The organism is Cohnella sp. GbtcB17 (genome assembly GCF_019091135.1).
Classification (GTDB): Bacteria; Bacillota; Bacilli; order Paenibacillales; family Paenibacillaceae; genus Cohnella.
The window spans coordinates 1-15905 of record NZ_JAGXJW010000040.1; the positions used below are offsets into that span (position 1 = coordinate 1).

Annotated in this window: 15 protein-coding genes; 2 read left to right on the forward strand and 13 right to left on the reverse strand. The window is 57.2% G+C overall.

Annotated elements, in window-relative coordinates; all coding sequences use genetic code 11:
- The 6 genes from KVT38_RS21105 to KVT38_RS21130 form a co-directional block, all read right to left on the reverse strand.
- A partial coding sequence (locus KVT38_RS21105; RefSeq protein WP_217595728.1) for an NAD(P)-dependent oxidoreductase occupies window positions 1–765 on the reverse strand: 765 nt, incomplete at its 3' end.
- A 31-nt stretch (window positions 766–796) separates the two neighbouring features.
- The gene (locus tag KVT38_RS21110; protein WP_217595729.1) at window positions 797–1402 is read right to left on the reverse strand and encodes a glucose-6-phosphate isomerase; all 606 of its coding nucleotides are present in this window, start codon (window positions 1400–1402) and stop codon (window positions 797–799) included.
- Window positions 1399–2373 (reverse strand): shikimate dehydrogenase family protein, encoded by a 975-nt coding sequence (locus KVT38_RS21115; RefSeq protein WP_217595730.1) that lies wholly within the window; start codon window positions 2371–2373, stop codon window positions 1399–1401. Before KVT38_RS21115 ends, KVT38_RS21110 begins: the two co-directional genes overlap by 4 nt.
- A gap of 67 nt (window positions 2374–2440) precedes the next feature.
- A complete protein-coding gene (locus tag KVT38_RS21120) occupies window positions 2441–3988 on the reverse strand; it encodes a xylulokinase (protein ID WP_217595731.1) in 1548 nt (515 codons plus the stop codon).
- Between the two features lie 16 nt (window positions 3989–4004).
- Entirely contained in the window at window positions 4005–5048 is a 1044-nt protein-coding gene (locus KVT38_RS21125; RefSeq protein WP_217595732.1) for an alcohol dehydrogenase catalytic domain-containing protein, read from the reverse strand.
- Between the two features lie 15 nt (window positions 5049–5063).
- Window positions 5064–6083 carry a Gfo/Idh/MocA family oxidoreductase gene (locus KVT38_RS21130; RefSeq protein ID WP_217595733.1) on the reverse strand — a complete coding sequence of 340 codons (1020 nt, stop codon included), beginning with the start codon at window positions 6081–6083 and terminating at the stop codon, window positions 5064–5066.
- Between the two features lie 226 nt (window positions 6084–6309).
- Here KVT38_RS21130 and KVT38_RS21135 point away from each other — a divergent pair, with 226 nt between their 5' ends.
- Window positions 6310–7110: a DeoR/GlpR family DNA-binding transcription regulator gene (locus KVT38_RS21135; protein WP_217595734.1), complete on the forward strand. Its 801-nt coding sequence runs from the start codon at window positions 6310–6312 to the stop codon at window positions 7108–7110.
- 182 nt (window positions 7111–7292) lie between these two features.
- On the opposite strand, the gene KVT38_RS21140 is transcribed toward KVT38_RS21135, so the two are convergent.
- The 3 genes from KVT38_RS21140 to KVT38_RS21150 all read right to left on the reverse strand — a co-directional run bounded on the left by KVT38_RS21140 (window position 7293) and on the right by KVT38_RS21150 (window position 9989).
- Window positions 7293–7460: a hypothetical protein gene (locus KVT38_RS21140; protein ID WP_217595735.1), complete on the reverse strand. Its 168-nt coding sequence runs from the start codon at window positions 7458–7460 to the stop codon at window positions 7293–7295.
- 33 nt (window positions 7461–7493) lie between these two features.
- Window positions 7494–8765: an erythromycin esterase family protein gene (locus tag KVT38_RS21145; protein ID WP_217595736.1), complete on the reverse strand. Its 1272-nt coding sequence runs from the start codon at window positions 8763–8765 to the stop codon at window positions 7494–7496.
- A gap of 105 nt (window positions 8766–8870) precedes the next feature.
- Window positions 8871–9989, reverse strand: coding sequence for a threonine aldolase family protein (locus tag KVT38_RS21150; protein WP_217595737.1), 1119 nt, complete (start codon window positions 9987–9989; stop codon window positions 8871–8873).
- Window positions 9990–10190: 201 nt separating this feature from the next.
- Between KVT38_RS21150 and KVT38_RS21155 the strand changes: the two genes are divergently transcribed.
- Window positions 10191–11081, forward strand: coding sequence for a deoxyribonuclease IV (locus KVT38_RS21155; RefSeq protein WP_217595738.1), 891 nt, complete (start codon window positions 10191–10193; stop codon window positions 11079–11081).
- A gap of 50 nt (window positions 11082–11131) precedes the next feature.
- On the opposite strand, the gene KVT38_RS21160 is transcribed toward KVT38_RS21155, so the two are convergent.
- The 4 genes from KVT38_RS21160 to KVT38_RS21175 form a co-directional block, all read right to left on the reverse strand.
- A complete protein-coding gene (locus KVT38_RS21160; RefSeq protein WP_217595739.1) occupies window positions 11132–11782 on the reverse strand; it encodes a FusB/FusC family EF-G-binding protein in 651 nt (216 codons plus the stop codon).
- 191 nt (window positions 11783–11973) lie between these two features.
- Entirely contained in the window at window positions 11974–12900 is a 927-nt protein-coding gene (locus KVT38_RS21165; RefSeq protein ID WP_217595740.1) for a polyprenyl synthetase family protein, read from the reverse strand.
- Window positions 12901–12913: 13 nt separating this feature from the next.
- Entirely contained in the window at window positions 12914–13549 is a 636-nt protein-coding gene (locus KVT38_RS21170; RefSeq protein WP_217595741.1) for a response regulator transcription factor, read from the reverse strand.
- A complete protein-coding gene (locus tag KVT38_RS21175; protein WP_217595742.1) occupies window positions 13546–15867 on the reverse strand; it encodes an ATP-binding protein in 2322 nt (773 codons plus the stop codon). The genes KVT38_RS21170 and KVT38_RS21175 overlap by 4 nt, the downstream gene beginning before the upstream one ends.
- Window positions 15868–15905: the final 38 nt, after the last annotated feature.

A 15905-nucleotide genomic window follows, 5' to 3' on the forward strand; every position in this document is an offset into this window, starting at 1 on the left:
GCTCGCGCGCAGCGCGTCCACCAGCGCCGCTCCGCCGATGAGCCCGCCGCGCGCCGTATCCACGAGCACCGCGGTCGGCTTCATTATCGCGAACTGCTCGCGTCCGATGATGCCCGCCGTCTTGTCGTCGAGCGGCAGATGCAGGCTTATAAAGTCGGCCTCACGGACGATCTCGTTCACCGTGTCGCGATAGGCAATGCCATGCGCCGCCGCGACGGCCTCGTCGCGGAACAGATCGTAGGCGAGCACCTTCATCCCGAAGCCGGCCGCTCTGCGGGCGACCGCCTTACCGATGGCGCCGAGTCCGAGCAGGCCAAGCGTTTTGCCGTATATATCGATCGCGGTCTCGGCCTTCCATATCCCTTCGCGACAGGCGCGGTCGATGACGTTCACCCTTCTGGCGACCGCCATCATCAGCGCAAACGCAAAATCCGCCACCGCCTCGGTATTCGAGCCCGCCGCCGTCGCTACACGGATCCCCCGCTCCTCGGCGTATCTCAAATCGATGTTGTCCGTGCCGACCCCGTACTTGGAGATGATCCTGAGCCTAGGCGCTTGCGCCAGCACGTCGCGATCGAGCGGGTCGACGCCGACGATGACGCCGTCCGCATCTGCCAGCAGCTCCTTCATTTCGTCCTTCGTCAGAATGCGACCGTACGGGTTATACACGACGTCGTACCCCTGCGACGCCAGCAGCTCGATCGGCGCCGGATCCGACTTGCCGAACGAACGGGGCGTCACGACGATTTTCAGCTTCGGTGCCATGACGGCAGCCCTCCTTTGCGCGGCGCTCTGCTCATTTCCACTTCGGATTGTCGAGCACAGCGGGCTTTCCGTCGCGTTCGACGACGATTTTCCGATAGCCCTTCGTCTCGATCGAGCCGTAGTCGTGGCCGGCGTCCGCCCGGAAGACGTAGAAGGTAATCAGCGGTTCATGCCCGGTGTTGATGCTGCGGTGCGCATACCGGCCCGGCACATAGACGGCCTTGCCCGGCGCGAACTCCTGCACGTCCCAGTCGCCCTCCGGATTTTCCATGAGCATCATCCCTTTGCCCCCGATGCAGTAGTACACTTCGGCCGTGTCGAGGATCGTATGGAAGTGCCCCTTGGTCATGTAATATTCGTCGCCGACCTTGCCCGGATAGACGATGCTCGTGCCGAACGCCAGGTTGCCGTCGGATTCGGGAATGCCGAGCTCGTGGAATTCATACAGAAGCGGGTCTGCGCCTTCTGCGAGAAGACGGTCAAACGCCTCGTCGTCCGCATACATCCCCTTCATTTTCGACAGATGGCGCTTGAGCGAAGGCGCCGCGTCGGACAAACCGTTGTTCAGGCTGAAATAAAGCGTAAACGGGGTTAACGGGTTCGACAGCTTCGTACCGATTGCGTGCGTTTGCGTCATGCCTTTGCAGCTCCTTTCGTTTCGCCGCTGCCGCGCAGCTCCATCGCGATCCGCTCCAGCCGGTCGAACGTCTCGCCCTCGATCGGCACGTGGAACACCTCGGAGATGACCTGCGTCCAGCCGTGAATGAAATAAATCCAGCCGTCCTCCACGTGGAGCCGCCGCTGATCCCGCTGACGAAGCGCCTGATGCATAAAGTCGAGCGCGCCGCGGTAGTTCAGCTCCCAAACGAGGCCGCTTTCCGGAAAAACGGCGCCGTCCGTAAGCGGAGAGCCCGGGCGGTCCTTGCCGAGCCCAGTCGCATTGACGACGAGCGAGCCGGCGGGCATCTCAGCCAGCACCGCGTCATTGTCCGCCGGCTCCGGACACAGCCTGTATTCGAACCGCACAGGCGTATCGATCCGGCCGAGCAGCTCGCGAGCCGATGCGAGACGCTCCGGACTGCGGTTCGTGATCACGATCGTGCCCGGCACGTCGTCTTCGCGCTCCGGCGCCGTCAAATAGCTGCAGATGGCGAGCGCACTGCCGCCCGCGCCCATGATCATCGCATGGCCGCCGGTCCGCTTCCAGTGTCCCGGGGGCACAAACGCCTCGAGCGACAGCCCGCTCGAGATCGGGTCCTTGGCGTGTCCGGCGAGTCGTCCGTCCGCCTTGGAGATCGACGAGATCTCCTCGAACGTGACGGCGTACGAGTCCAGCGTGTCGAACAGATCGCGCGCGGCGTTGAACAGATCGATCTTGTGCGTCGTGACGAGCGCGCCCAGGGAGAGCGGGTCCTCCTTGATAAAACGGACGCATTCCCGGTAAACCTCGGGCTCCGCGTGAATGGCGATATCGATGCCGACCATCTTCGGTCCGCCGAGGCCGAGCGCTTCGGCCCACAGCGGGAACAGCTTCATAATGGACGATTGTCCGGTCGTCACGCCGACGAAGTACATCGTCGGCGACGCCGCGCTTGGCGGCAGCTTCATAGGTTCGCGCTCCTCTCTTTGCCACCGGGCGTCGCGCCCCGGAGCATCTGCATATAGGCTGGTTTCCTTAACGTTCGAACGTTTCGACCAGTTCCTCGTTCTCGTTCAGACTCGCATACAACGCCTGCATGCCGTCCACCGTTCGGCGGTACCGACTTGCAGCAGCCGTGTACAGACGATGCCTGCCGGCATCCGGCTCGATCGCGTCTCCCGGCGCCGCGAAGCGCTCGGCAGACGCAGCCAGATCCGGGAAAAGCCCGACGCCGTGCCCCGCGACGAGCGCCGCACCGATCAGCGCCGTGTCCTCCGCCTGAAGCGGCCGGTACGCAATGCCGAGCGTATCCGCCTTGATGCGGTTGAACAGCGCGCTGCGCGCGCCGCCGCCCGCTACGTGCACGGCTTCGTACGAAGCCGTGCCGACGAGCCGCTCGAGCGTGCCGAGATAATGCTTGTATTCGTAGGCGACCGATTCGAGGATCGCCCGGAACAGCGCGCCGCGCTCGTGGGACCAGGCCATGCCGGTCCAGCTGCCGCGCAAACCCGGCGTGTTCGGACAGACACGTCCGCCGAAATGCGGTACAAACGTCAGCCCCCCGCAGCCCGGCTCCACCGACTCGGCCAGCGCGTTTAGCTCGTCGTAGCTCGCGCCGGTGAGCCGCTTAAACCAGGCGAGGCATTGGCCGCCGCCGTTGATATAAGCGAGCGGCGTCCACAGATCGGGCAGCGCCGAGCGGGCGTAGATCAGCGTCTTGCCCTCGGTATCCGGCCTGTACTCGGCCGTGCAGCACGCCAGCACCGACGCCGTGCCCGCCACGTCGAACAGCAGGCCCGGCCGCGCGATCCCCGCGCCGAGCGTGGCCGCTGCGGTATCGCCGAGGCCCGCCGCGATCGGCGTGCCCGGCAGCAGTCCTGCCGCGGCCGCGTATCGATCCGTCAGCCCGCCGACGATGTCCCATGGCCTAACGATGGCGGGCATTTTGGCGCCATCGATGCCGAACGCCCGCAGCAGCTCCTCCGACCAGGCCAGCTTCCGGATGTCGGCAAAGCCGGCAAAGTGAAGATGCGTATGATCGATGAACGCATCCTGCGCGCGCAGGCCGGCGAGTCTGCCGGCGACGTAGGCGCTGGGTACGAGGAATTTGGCGATCGCGCGATAGACCTCCGGCCGCTCCCGACGCCACCACAGAATCTTCGGTCCGTGCGCATAAGTGACCGGACTGCCCGTCACGCCGATAAAGGCGTCCTCGCCCCAGTCCCGAATGATAGGCATGGCCGCTTCGCAGCGGCTGTCGAGCCAGGAGTCATAGGGCGTCACGGCCTGCCAGTCCGCGTCGATGCCCAGCACGCCGGCCATCTGGCCGCCGATGCCGACGGCGGCTACGCGCGCGGGAGCGATGTCCGTGCGGTCCATGACCGACCGGATGGCGGAGACGACCGACCCGAACATCTCGTCCGGGTCCTGCTCCACCTGTCCGGGCGCGGGACGTATGAGGTTCGAGGCTACGAACGCGTTGCCCAGCAGTTGGCCGTCCGCAGAGACGAGCGCGGCTTTTGTCCCCTGCGTGCCGAGATCCACGGCGATCGTGAAGCTTGATCGGCTGTTGTCGGATGGCAAGTGGTCCCTCTCCCCTCTAATCGAACGCGATGACGGTCTTGATGCCCTGCGAGCTGCCGGCATGACGCAGCGCCTCGTCGAAGCGGTCGATCGCATAGCGCGCCGATACGAGCTTGTCGACGTCGAGAATGCCGCTTGCGATAAATTGAAGCGTCTTGCGGAAATGCGCGTTGTTCGCCTTCGTGCTGCCCGTCACCAGCAGCTGCTTGTAATGAATGACGTTCGTGTCCAGCGCGACGGGGACGCTATCCTTCGGCAGGCCGCCGAAAAAGTTGATCCGGCCGCCCATCGCGGCAAGCTCGATCGCGAGCTGCTGCGCTTCGGGCGACGGATTGGCCGTCACGATGACGTCCGCGCCTCGGCCGCCGGTTTGCGCAAGCAAGCTTTCCTTCAGCCCGTCGGCCGGCAGCGCGATAAACGAAGGATCGATGCGGCGCGCCAGCTCCAACCGGCCGGTCGATCGGTTGCTGAGGAACACCCTGCCGGCGCCCGACATTTTGGCGAGCTGCGCGTACATAATGCCGATCGGACCGGCGCCGATGATGAGCACGTCGTCTCCGGCGCGGATCGGGCACTGCTCGATCCCGTTGTACACGCAGGATAGCGGCTCGTTGACAGCCGCATGGTCGAACGTCACCTGCGCCGGCAGCTCGACGACGTTGCCGAAGCGCAGCGCCTGCTCCGGCACGCGCACGTACTCGGCGAAGCCGCCGTCCATCTGGACGCCGAGCGCCTCATAGCTCGCGCACAGATGCTGGTTGCCGCGGATGCATTCTCCGCAGATGCCGCAGCCCATATTGGGCGCGATGCCGACGCGCATACCAACCCGATAGCCGGTCACCTGCGCGCCGACCTCGGCGATCTCGCCGCTCAGCTCGTGGCCGAGCGTCCGCGGCGACGCCTCTGTGATGCCCGGAAAACCGTTTTTGATCATTCGCATATCCGTGCCGCAGATGCCCGCGCTCCTGACCTTGACGAGAATCTCCCGGTCCGTGATGACCGGTACAGGCACCTCGTCCAGCCGTATGTCGCCGGGTCCGTACAATCTGGCCGCTAACATATTCTTGTTCCCTCCTTAAAGCCTGACCGATGCGCCGCTTTTGATCGACGCATTGCCAGCCTCTACGACGCGTACGGCCATCTTGCCGTCATGCCCCGTCACACGGGGCGGCCGGCCTTCCAATATCGCGGCGACGAAGTCGGTATCCTCGGCAAGATACGCTTCCTTAAAAAGCGAACGCCAGCTGTTCATGAACGGCCGGCGGAGCAGTCGGTCCGGTCCTGCGACGATCGTCGTCTTCTCGTGCGTCTGGCCGAGGAAGATGACGCCCTCGGTGCCGAGAATCTCGACGCGGCTGTCGTAGCCGTAGCGGACGGCGACCGCGCCGTCGACGCTCGCTTGCGCGCCGCTCGCGAAGCGGGCCGTAAGCGAGACGTTATCGTAAAAGTCCGGGTATTCGGCCGCAACATGCCGGTTGCGGTAATTGCCGCCGATGGCGTAAACCTCCGACACCTCCGAGCCCGAGAACCAGCGGATCGTGTCGATGTCGTGGCTGTTGACCTCGGCGAGCGGACCGTTGCTCTTGGCGAGATCGTACATCCACGGCATCGGCTGGCTCGGCCCCCGCGTCAGCGACTTGACGAGCACGACCTCTCCGATGGCGCCTTCATCAATCGCGCGCTTCGCTTCGACGAAGCTCTCGTCGAAGCGTCTCATGAACGCGACCTGCAGCGTGACGCCTGCGGTCTCGCATGCGGAGATCATTTCGTCGCATTCGCGAACGCTGATCGCCATCGGCTTTTCACAGAGTACGTGCTTGCCCGCATGAGCGGACGCTACGACGATATCGCGATGGTAGATCGTCGGCGTCACGACGACGACGGCATCGATCTCGTCATCCGCGAGCGCTTGCCTGTAGTCCGTGTAGTACCGTTCGATGCCAAGCGAATTGGCAGCGGATGCGGCCGTTTCCTCGTTCGGATCGACGACGGCGACGAGTCTGGCGAACGGTACGTTTTTACGAAAGTTGGCGGCATGGATCATGCCCGCTCTCCCCGCTCCGATCACACATACGCCGATTTCCCTATGCTTCATGAGCCATTTCACCCGCTTTGAGGATTCGTTTGCCTTCCGATCGCGAAGAATTGTCGTTCGTTATCGTTTGTTGTATAAACAACAAATGGATATGCTAATTTGCGATCAAACGACAATCGCTTGCTGTTATATAGTATAATTCAGAAGAACCGTCCGCTGGATTGATCAATTTTTCGATCGGGCGCTACAATTTGCGATAATCATTCAACTTCGAAGGAAGATGGCCATGAACGAGGGGAACTCGGACGTCCTTTTCGCCGAGGAGCGGCAGGCGGCAATTGCCAAAATGGTACAGGAGCGCGGGAAAGTTCGCGTGCCCGATCTCGTCGCCTACTTTAAAATGTCGCCGGCTACGATTCGGGGCGATCTGCGGGATTTGGAAGCCAGAGGGTTGATCAAGCGCACGCACGGCGGCGCGATACCGGGGGACGCCGCCCCGGTCGGCTTCGAGCCGGACAACATGGACAAGACGGCGAAGGATCTGATCCTGAAGCAAGCGATTGCCAAAAGGGCTGCCGAGCTTGTCGACGACGGCGACATTATCCTGTTGGACGCCGGTTTAACGACCAAAGCCATGTGCGCGCATCTGCAGGACAAACAAAACCTGACCGTTATCGTCAGCGACATCGAGATCGCCTCAATGCTCGAGCGTTTCGATAACATGACGGTCGTCGTCATCGGCGGCCTGCTGCGTCGCGGCTTTCACTGTACGGTCGGACCGTTTGCCGTCAAGCTGCTCTCCGAGCTGAACGTGGACAAGGCGTTCCTCGGGACGAACGCCTTCAGCGTCCGCAAAGGCTGCACGACGCCGGACATGAACCAGGCCGAGGTCAAGCGGACGATGATCCGCATCGCGACACAGGTCGTCCTGCTGTGCGACAGCGCCAAGATCGGCAAAAATTCGTTCGTCCAATTCGCCGAGCCCGGCGAGCTCGACCTGGTCATCACCGACAGCCGGATCTCCGAGCAGCACCTGCGCGAGATGACCGAAGCGGGTTTGGAAGTGATGGTGGAGCAAGTGGACTGAGTATGTTCGCTGTGCACCTTCATCGAAAAAGCCGCTCGTGTTGCTTTTAATACGGTACTGCCTTAGAGAAGCTTTGTTCCTTTACACCACCATTTCCAACGTAAAAACCGTCAGGGGCCCATTGCCCTGACGGTCTTCTTTTCCCCACATATCGTGTTTCGCCTGCATCTGCACTTCTCGCTTCAGTCGTTTCTGCGCTTGCCGGCTTCCTGCGTCCGTTTGCTGTAAGGTCCGGGGCTGACCTCGGGCGGCTCGATCAACACGGGCTCGTCCGTGATGCGCGTTTCGTGTTGATCCACGATGCCGGCCTGCTCGGTTTTCAGATCGTGCAATTCCTTTTCGTTGGACAAGTTTGTCGCCTCCTTCGGTTTAGCCAGTCCCTGCTAGGAATAGATCTCTTCTACGGCAAGCGGGGACAGTGCGGTCGTCCGGTCGATAAAAATAAACGCGTCGTACCGCTCCGCCAGCCTGGTTGGCACGTAATTGCCCCGCTCGTGCTCGGGATGATATACGACGCCGATCGCGCGGTGTCCGATCCACGATTCGCGCAGCGCCTGGTCCGCTTCGTCTAGGAGGAGCAGCTTGTCGGCCGGCCCGATCCGATGAAGCAGCTCCTCCAGACTCCCGGCTTCCGCTGCGGGCACCTTCATCGCCTCAAGCGGCATACCCCAGCCGCGGCCTGCGATCACGGTGCCTTCGTAGGAGCCGAAACCGATGGCGCACACCTCGGCGCCGTGCGACTCGCGCAGCAGCTGGCCGACGTTGACCATGCCTTCGCGGGCCATGTCCGTCGCGCGCGCATCGCCCACATGCGTATTGTGCGCCCAGACGACGGCACGCGCCGCAGGCCCATGATACGCCATGAGACGCTCAAGCACATCGACCATGTGCCGGTCGCGCACGTTCCAGGATTCCGCGTCGTGGCGAATCATCGTCCTGTAATAATCCTCCGCGCCTTTTACTGCGAGCGCATTTAGCTCCGCCGCTAACGCGTCCTCGCGGTCGCCCGGCTGTGCGGTTTTCCATTTTTCCTGCAGCTTGCGCAGCAGCGCAACGACCTCTTCCTCGCAGCCTTCCCCGTAGAAGTTGGCCGCGAGCCCGTATTGCTGCTCCTCCCGCCCATGCGGCTCGAAGCACGCAAAGGCGCGTTTGGCCGCCTCCAGGTCGGCCCCGTCTTTTTCCCCGAGGTACTTCAGAATCTCGTCCATCGACTCCCAAAGGCTGTACAGATCGAATCCGTAAAAGCCGACCTTGTCTTCCTCGGCCCTGCCGTCGTTGAACACGCGAAGCCAATCGGCAAACGCGGCTACTTCCCGATTGGCCCACATCCACGTCGGCCAGCGCGAGAAATCCCGGAGCGCATCCGCCGCGATGTCGCCCGCCGACGCATCGCCTTTGACGTAGCGGTTCAGAACATAACATGAAGGCCAATCGCCTTCGACCGCGATAAACCGAAAGCCCTTTTCGATGATCAATCGTTTGGTCAGCTCCGCGCGCTCGGCATAAAACTCCGACGTCCCGTGCGAGGCTTCGCCGATCAACACAAATCTGGCTAGGCCCGCACGCTCGACGAGCGCATCCGCGTGAACCGCGCCCTTATACGGAACTGCGAGCCGCTTCAGCGCTTCAAGCGCCTCGATTTCCTTTTTGCGCATATCGGTCTCCCTTCGCTTTTAAACGAATGGCATCGCCTCCGTTAGGATGCGCGTAGACTTTAAGCCCGATACTCGTCCACGGAGGATAATGGTGCGGCGTTACGGCTATGCCTTCGCATGTTCTTCCGCGGAGAACGACAACAGCTTTTCCCGCAGCAGCGCAAATGCTTCGCGCAACCGCGCTTCAGGCACGGCCGCATAGCGGTCGCCGATATTCACTTCATAGCCGCTGCCGCCGCTATCCAGCGTCTTGACCCACGCGGACAAGCCGACACCCGTCTCCTCGGCGACGCTGGCTAAGATCGGCTCCAGCGCCTCCTTCGGCACATCCGCCTCGACATGAAACATGTTGGACACCGGCACCGCCGGCACGGTGCATATCGAATCGGCGCATTCGTTGTACATTTCCGCCAGCGCCTTCGCTTCATCGTAATACTGCGCCATTTTGCCGATCCGCTTGTCGAAGTAATAATCCGAGCTGATCACGTACGGATACAAGCTGATCAGGTCCCCGCCATGCCGCCGCTTCCAGATTTTCGAACGCTCGGTCAGCGCGGGTTCTCCCGCCAATATCGCGCCGGCGATGCCGCCGAGTCCCTTATAGAACGACACATACACGCTATCGAACAACGCGCAGATGTCAGCGGCTGACTTCTCGTAATGAGGCAAAATCTCGAACAAACGCGCGCCGTCCAGATGAAGCCTGATCCCCCGGCTGCGGCAGTAGGCCGATATTTTCTCAAGCTCCGCATACGGCGGCAATTGTCCGCCGATCTCCCGCTGAGGCAGCTCAAGCAGCAGGCAGGCTACATCCTCACTCAAAAGCCGGACGTCATCGAATCGGATGAGCCGATTCCGGTCGGCCAGCAGCACTGTCTCGATCCGATGCAGCTCCTTCAGACCGTCCTCTTCGTGCAGCTCGAGATGGCTGAGCGGATGGTAAGCGACCTGTCGCTTTCCCGTCTCGTCGCAATGGATTCGTAGCGCAATCTGCTGAGCCATCGTCCCGCTTGGGAAAAAGACGGCCTCCGGCTTGCCCAGATAATCTGCCATTTTCGCCTGGAATCGTTCGATAATATCCCCTTTTCCGTACATATCGCTGGCCGTATCGGCGTCTGTTCCCGCCAGCGATTCCAACAGCACCTGCACGCTGCGCTTGCCGTGGCCGACGACCGGATGCTTGCTGTTTTTAAACGCATCCGCCAAAGTCATGCTGCCTTTCATGTCGATGTCCTCCCCCTATTTCGGTTCTTCAAGTATACCATGATGCCAACGAAGGCAATCGGCGCGCAAGCTTCGTCTTCCACGGAGCGATAGCGCGCTTGGTTTATTTGGCATTGGACGGAGCGCCCAAGGCGACTTATGATGATGAAAAAGAGACGACCGTTCGAACGAACGACCCTTTCGAGGAGGCGTACCGCAAGCATGTCCTTGTTAATCGGCTCGCACGTATCGATGTCCGGCCCCCGCATGCTGCTGCAAGCCAGCGAGGAAGCGGCCTCGTACGGCGCGAATACGTTTTTGATCTATACCGGTGCGCCACACAATTCCCGTCGCAAGCCGATCGAAGCGCTCCAGATCGAGGCAGGCGCCGCCCATATGCGTGAGCACGGCATCTCGAACATCGTCGTTCACGCGCCGTTTATTATCAATCTGGCCAATACCGTCTCGCCGCGCACGTTCGAATTCGGCATCGAGCTGCTGCGCGAGGAACTGATGCGCACGGAAGCGCTCGGCAGCCGCCAGCTCGTTCTGCACCCCGGCTCGCATGTCGGCGCTGGCGTCGAAGCGGGCATCGCGCGCATCGTCGAAGGGCTTAACGAAGCGCTGTCCGAACGCCGGGACGTCCAGATATCGCTCGAGACGATGGCGGGCAAAGGCACGGAATGCGGCAGAAGCTTCGAGGAGCTGGCCCGAATTATTGACGGTGTTACGCACAACGAGCGTTTGTCCGTCTGCCTCGACACTTGCCATATTCATGACGCAGGCTATGACGTCGCCGCCGGCTTTGACGGCGTTCTGGACGAATTCGACCGCATCGTCGGCCTGGACCGGCTAAAGGTGCTGCATATCAACGATTCCAAGCATGAACGAGGATCGCGCAAGGACAGGCACGAAAATATCGGGCATGGCTTTATCGGGCTTAAGGCGCTTCGCTATGTCGTCAGGCATCCCCAGCTTCAGGGCCTCCCCATGCTGCTCGAGACGCCATCGATCGGAGCGAAGAAATACGTCAACCCGCCTTACAAGCATGAGATCGCGCTGCTGCGCGGTGAAGTCGACGCCCCCGTCCTCAAACCCGCCGCGGTGTCCTAGACAACAAAAAACGGTGAAGCCGCTTGCGCTTCACCGTTTTTGTGATGCTTCTACTTGACGAGGCTGCTCAAGAACTGCTCGAGCGGAGCGGGATCCGTGATATTGCCATTGCAAACTACGCTGTCAGCGCACATATAATTGCCGATCGCCTTGTAATAGTCCGGCGAAGCGTTCGCAGGCCTGGACTTCGTAAGCGCCGTGAACAGACCGACCTCCGTCTGCCGGTTGCAGACGAAGCAGGTCCCCTTCTTGTTCGTCGGCGTGAACCGGCCTTCGATGCCGATGAGCCGGCCGTCCAGCGGGTACACGATAAACAGCTTGTTCGCGGCGATGTCCGACCAGCCCAGATAGCTGATCGCTTTCCAATCGATCGCATCCAGATCCGGAAGCTTCAGCTTCTTGATCTTCGGATACAGCTTTTTCAGCTGCTGCTCCGTTCCCGGCTCGAACGCGATCCGGCAGCTCTCCAGCGATGCCAGATAAAGCTGGAATTCAGGCGCCGTCCCCAGCTCGGCACCGCGCAGTATGAGGTCGCGCGCCGCTTCGCTTGCTTCCGGGAAAGCCTCGGTGAGTTTGAACTGCATATTTGAACGGACCGACTCGACGATCTTCGGATCCGCAACGGTCGTGCAGGTGTTCTGCAGAAGACCGACTTGTTTTTTGATCAGGTTATATTGATGGTTTCTAATGAATGGTTGCATGCTTTCAGCCCCTTAATTAGTATGGTTCGCTAATTAGGTGCAAAGCCCATGATTAGAAACGATAACGCTGGTACGGGCGATCGATTAAAACTGAAAGTCCGGCCCCATGCAAAGTATCGCCCTGATCGCAGGCTTTGCATGAGTTAAGCGCATTCCGGCAAAGTGATTTGCCATCGACTAACGCCCCCCTCTCAACTTGCATTATACCGAACGTCGTAGTCCGGGACAAATATTTCTCTGAATTGCCCGGCCCATGGCTCCAGCATCGGCGGCAGCAGCTCGTACAGCTCGTTCGCTTTGTCCTTATAAAGCGCCTGCACGACCTTGCAGTATTCGATGCAGCCCGAATCCCGCGCATACTGCACGAATTGATGCTGACGCTCGATGAACTGTTCGCGCGACAGCGATCCCGCGTAATACGCGTCCAGCGCCGGGAATTCCTCATGGCTGTCCTCCAGCATAAACAGAACGGGCAGCGTACGCTTTTTGTGCAGAAGATCGTTCTTGTAGTCGAGCCTCAGCACATCCCTCGCATCGTTTTCGATCTGGGACACGATGCCCGCGCATACGGCCAACTGGTCCAACGCCTTTAGCGTATCGGGTTCCACTCCCTCGACGAGCGAATAGCCCATAGAGACGGCTAGTTGCATCAAAGCGCCCGATTTGTCGGCAACCATCCGAAAATATTCTTCCTCCGTCCGAACCTTGTCCGTAATATCCGCCTGCTGTCCTTGAATCGAACGCGCCAGCAGTCCGCCGATCATGGGGCCGATTCCCGGCCTGTCGCAGTTGCCAAGGATGGCGGCGAACATCGTCAGCACGGCGTTCAGCGTGACCGCTTGATCGCAGCTCATCCATGGCCTGGTCGGACTATCCCGATCCTGCAGGTCGTCCACGATGTCCAGCAGCAGGATGATCAGCTCGGTCAGTGCCGCATGCCGCTCCAGGTCCGGCGACCGTCCGCCCAGCATCCGATGCGTACAGCGGGTCATCTCGGCCCAGGACGTCTTTTCGGCTGCCTTCTCCGCGATAAAGCTCCGCAGCGTCGCGTTCAGCGTCGACTCCAGCGCGTATTCGTCAACCATGCGGTGAAGCTCCACCAGGATGCTCTCGTCCATGTCCGTCTCCCTCTCAGCCCTGATATTGCGGACTTTGCACAAATTTCTCGATCGCCTGCGCCCGCGTCTGAACGCCGAGCTTCTCATAGATGCGCCGCAAATAATTGTCGACCGAACGCTTGCTGATATACATTTGCTCGGCAATCTTCTCGTACGTGTCGCCTTTGATGATCAGTGTCATGAGCAGCACCTCTTCGTCCGTCAACAGCTGGTTGACGGCATCTTTGCCCGTTACGTTCTTGAGCTGCGGTAGCATGCTCTGCGGCAGAACGATCTGATCGTCCAGTACGCAAGCGACGATATGCTTCATCGTCGACTCGGTGACGCCTTTGGAGATGATGCCGCCAATCAGGCCGGACAGCAAAAAGGGAAGCAGATCCGACACATCGACGCCAGTGAAAATGATGATCTTGAGGTTGGGATGCGCCGCCTTCAACTGCTCCGCGACCTGCGTGCCGCTTAGATCGGGCAGCTGATAATCCAGCAGCACCAGATCGGGTCGCACCGCCGCGGATAACTGAATCGCTTCCTCGCCGTTCTTGGCAACCCCGGCCGTCTCGATCCGTTCCATCTGGCCAAGCAATTGCAGCGTCGCCTGCGCCATCAGCGGATGGTCGTCAACGACGATCGTTTTATATTTTCGCTTCATGCAGTCATACCTTCTTTAAGCGGGATTGCGGCGCTGAACGACATGCCACTGCCATGGCCGGACTTAATCTCGAACACGCCGCGCATCGATAAGATTCTGCTCTTTAATTGTTCCAGACCGATATGAGAGCCTCCGATCTCGCGTACGGTATCATTGTCGGACATAAAGCCCAACCCATCGTCACGGTATTGAACGATCAGCTTGCCGCTGGAAGCGCTCAAGTTAAAATTCACTTTATTTGCGTTCGAATGCTTCTTCGCGTTGTTGATCAGCTCCTGGAACACGCGGAACAGATGACGCTTCATCTCGATATCGCAGGATTCAATCATGTCGATCCCCCCGTACCTGAACTCAATTTCAAACGGAAGGGTGGTTTGCTCGAGCTCGATCAGCTTATCGATCGTTCGAACCAAGCCAAGTTCCTGAAGCAAATACGGATGCAGCTCGAAGCAGCTCTGGCGCAAATTCATATTGATAATGTCGATATAATCCAGCAAGCTCTTCGCTTGCTCCGAATCCTGCCAATCATCCGCGTACTTATCAAGCAATGCAGTCAGCTTTCTTTTTAAAAAGAACAAATCCTGCATGGTCGTATCGTGCAGATCGGTAGCGATGCGGAATCGTTCTTTTTCTTGAAGTTCGAACATGAGTTTGCGAAACCAAGCAATGTCGTTAGCTGTTTCCTCATTTGGTACTTGTGAAGCCAAATGCTCAAGGCGTTCCGACATTTTCCGAATTAAAAATAAGTTTTCCAGACTTACAGATAAATAAGAAATAATTAAATTGAGCCATTGCAATTCTTCATTTCCGAGCTGCGTGTTTGTTTTCTTCTGGGTCAATACAAGGTAGCTAGCGTAATCTTGATTTCGAGTCAATTCAAATAATAATAAGTCTGAGACCTCTGTGGAAGATAATGTTAATCGCTCTTCAATTAGATGATCATCAATCGCTCCTACACTAATGATTTCTGTCGAATTATTATGTTTAAAAATAACCGCTCCCCCAGAAACATTTAAGCTCTCAAGAATGTCTACAAGAATCATTTCTTTCAATTCCTTAAAACTTGATATGAAACTCAACTTTTTAGCGATCTTTTTTAAGGAATTTTGCAAAAAATGTCTTCTTGGAAAGACTACGCGCTCCCAACGGGATGATAAATATTCTAAAGAGAAAAGAGTTCCAGATAAAATTACTAATGTAAAAATGAAAGTTAAAAGCGAGGTGTCGAGCTTTAAATTTGCCGGAAAAAGTATTGATATCATACTTACCATTAATAGACTCGGGATAATTGATACGGTGGTAGTAAGAATTAATCTTCGTACGACTAGGTCAATATCATATATTTTTTTTGCCAATAGAAGATAAGTAAATGATATAGGGAATATTAGAATAAACCAAGTTGTATAAACAGTGCTCACCCAAACTTCACCAAAAACAAATTTGGATAAAAAAGAAAGAAACACAATAGGGGAAATTGAAATTGTAAAAAAGATTCCAATTGATTTTAACAAAGTTGATACGTACGGATTCAGATCTTTATTTTGATTATAAATTATGGTTAAAAAGACAATATCGAATATTACGCCTATTGAAAAAAACGCCAATTCAAAAGTTGCTTGAAAGTCATGCAATCTATAGCCAAATTCGAAGTCAAAAAAATACAAAACTTCTAGAAGGGAATTAACCGCAACGAACCCATAAATCCAATTAAAAATTTTAGTATTTATACGTATATTACTCTTTTCATAAAGAAAAACAAAAATAAAATGCAATAATACAATAGGAATAAGCTTCATACATAATCCAATTGTAAATTTACCTAGAATGTCTCCCCTAATTGATGCACCTAAACTAAAAAAGGTTAAACCGATATTTATGAAAACATAGGATAAATAACGTGCAGAGAGGGAATTTCGTACATTTGAAATGAGGACAAAAGACAAGAGCAAACTGAAAATCCCTTCAATTAACGAAGACGTATCATAAATGGTCAGTTTCGGAAATTTCGAAAAGTTAATTTCTTTAACTTCATCATTTTGAAGAATGAGGATTGAATTTGCATCATTGATTGTTCTCCATCTTCTAACAGACTTATTAGATAAAACATTCTCCCCATCTATACTCAAAATCTCTGCCCCAACTTTTAAACTAGTCTTAGAAGCCTGACTCTTGGAATCAATGGCAGTTACGTACCATTTTCCATGGCTTTCTTCAATTTCAATGTCTAGGTATTGATACTTCTCTATCACGCTCATAAACCATATTAAGGATGCAATTGAAAACAAAAATAAAATTGGATAAATCCTTTTATTCGACATATTTCTCCCCCTAACAACAAGTTTCATGGTATATTTTA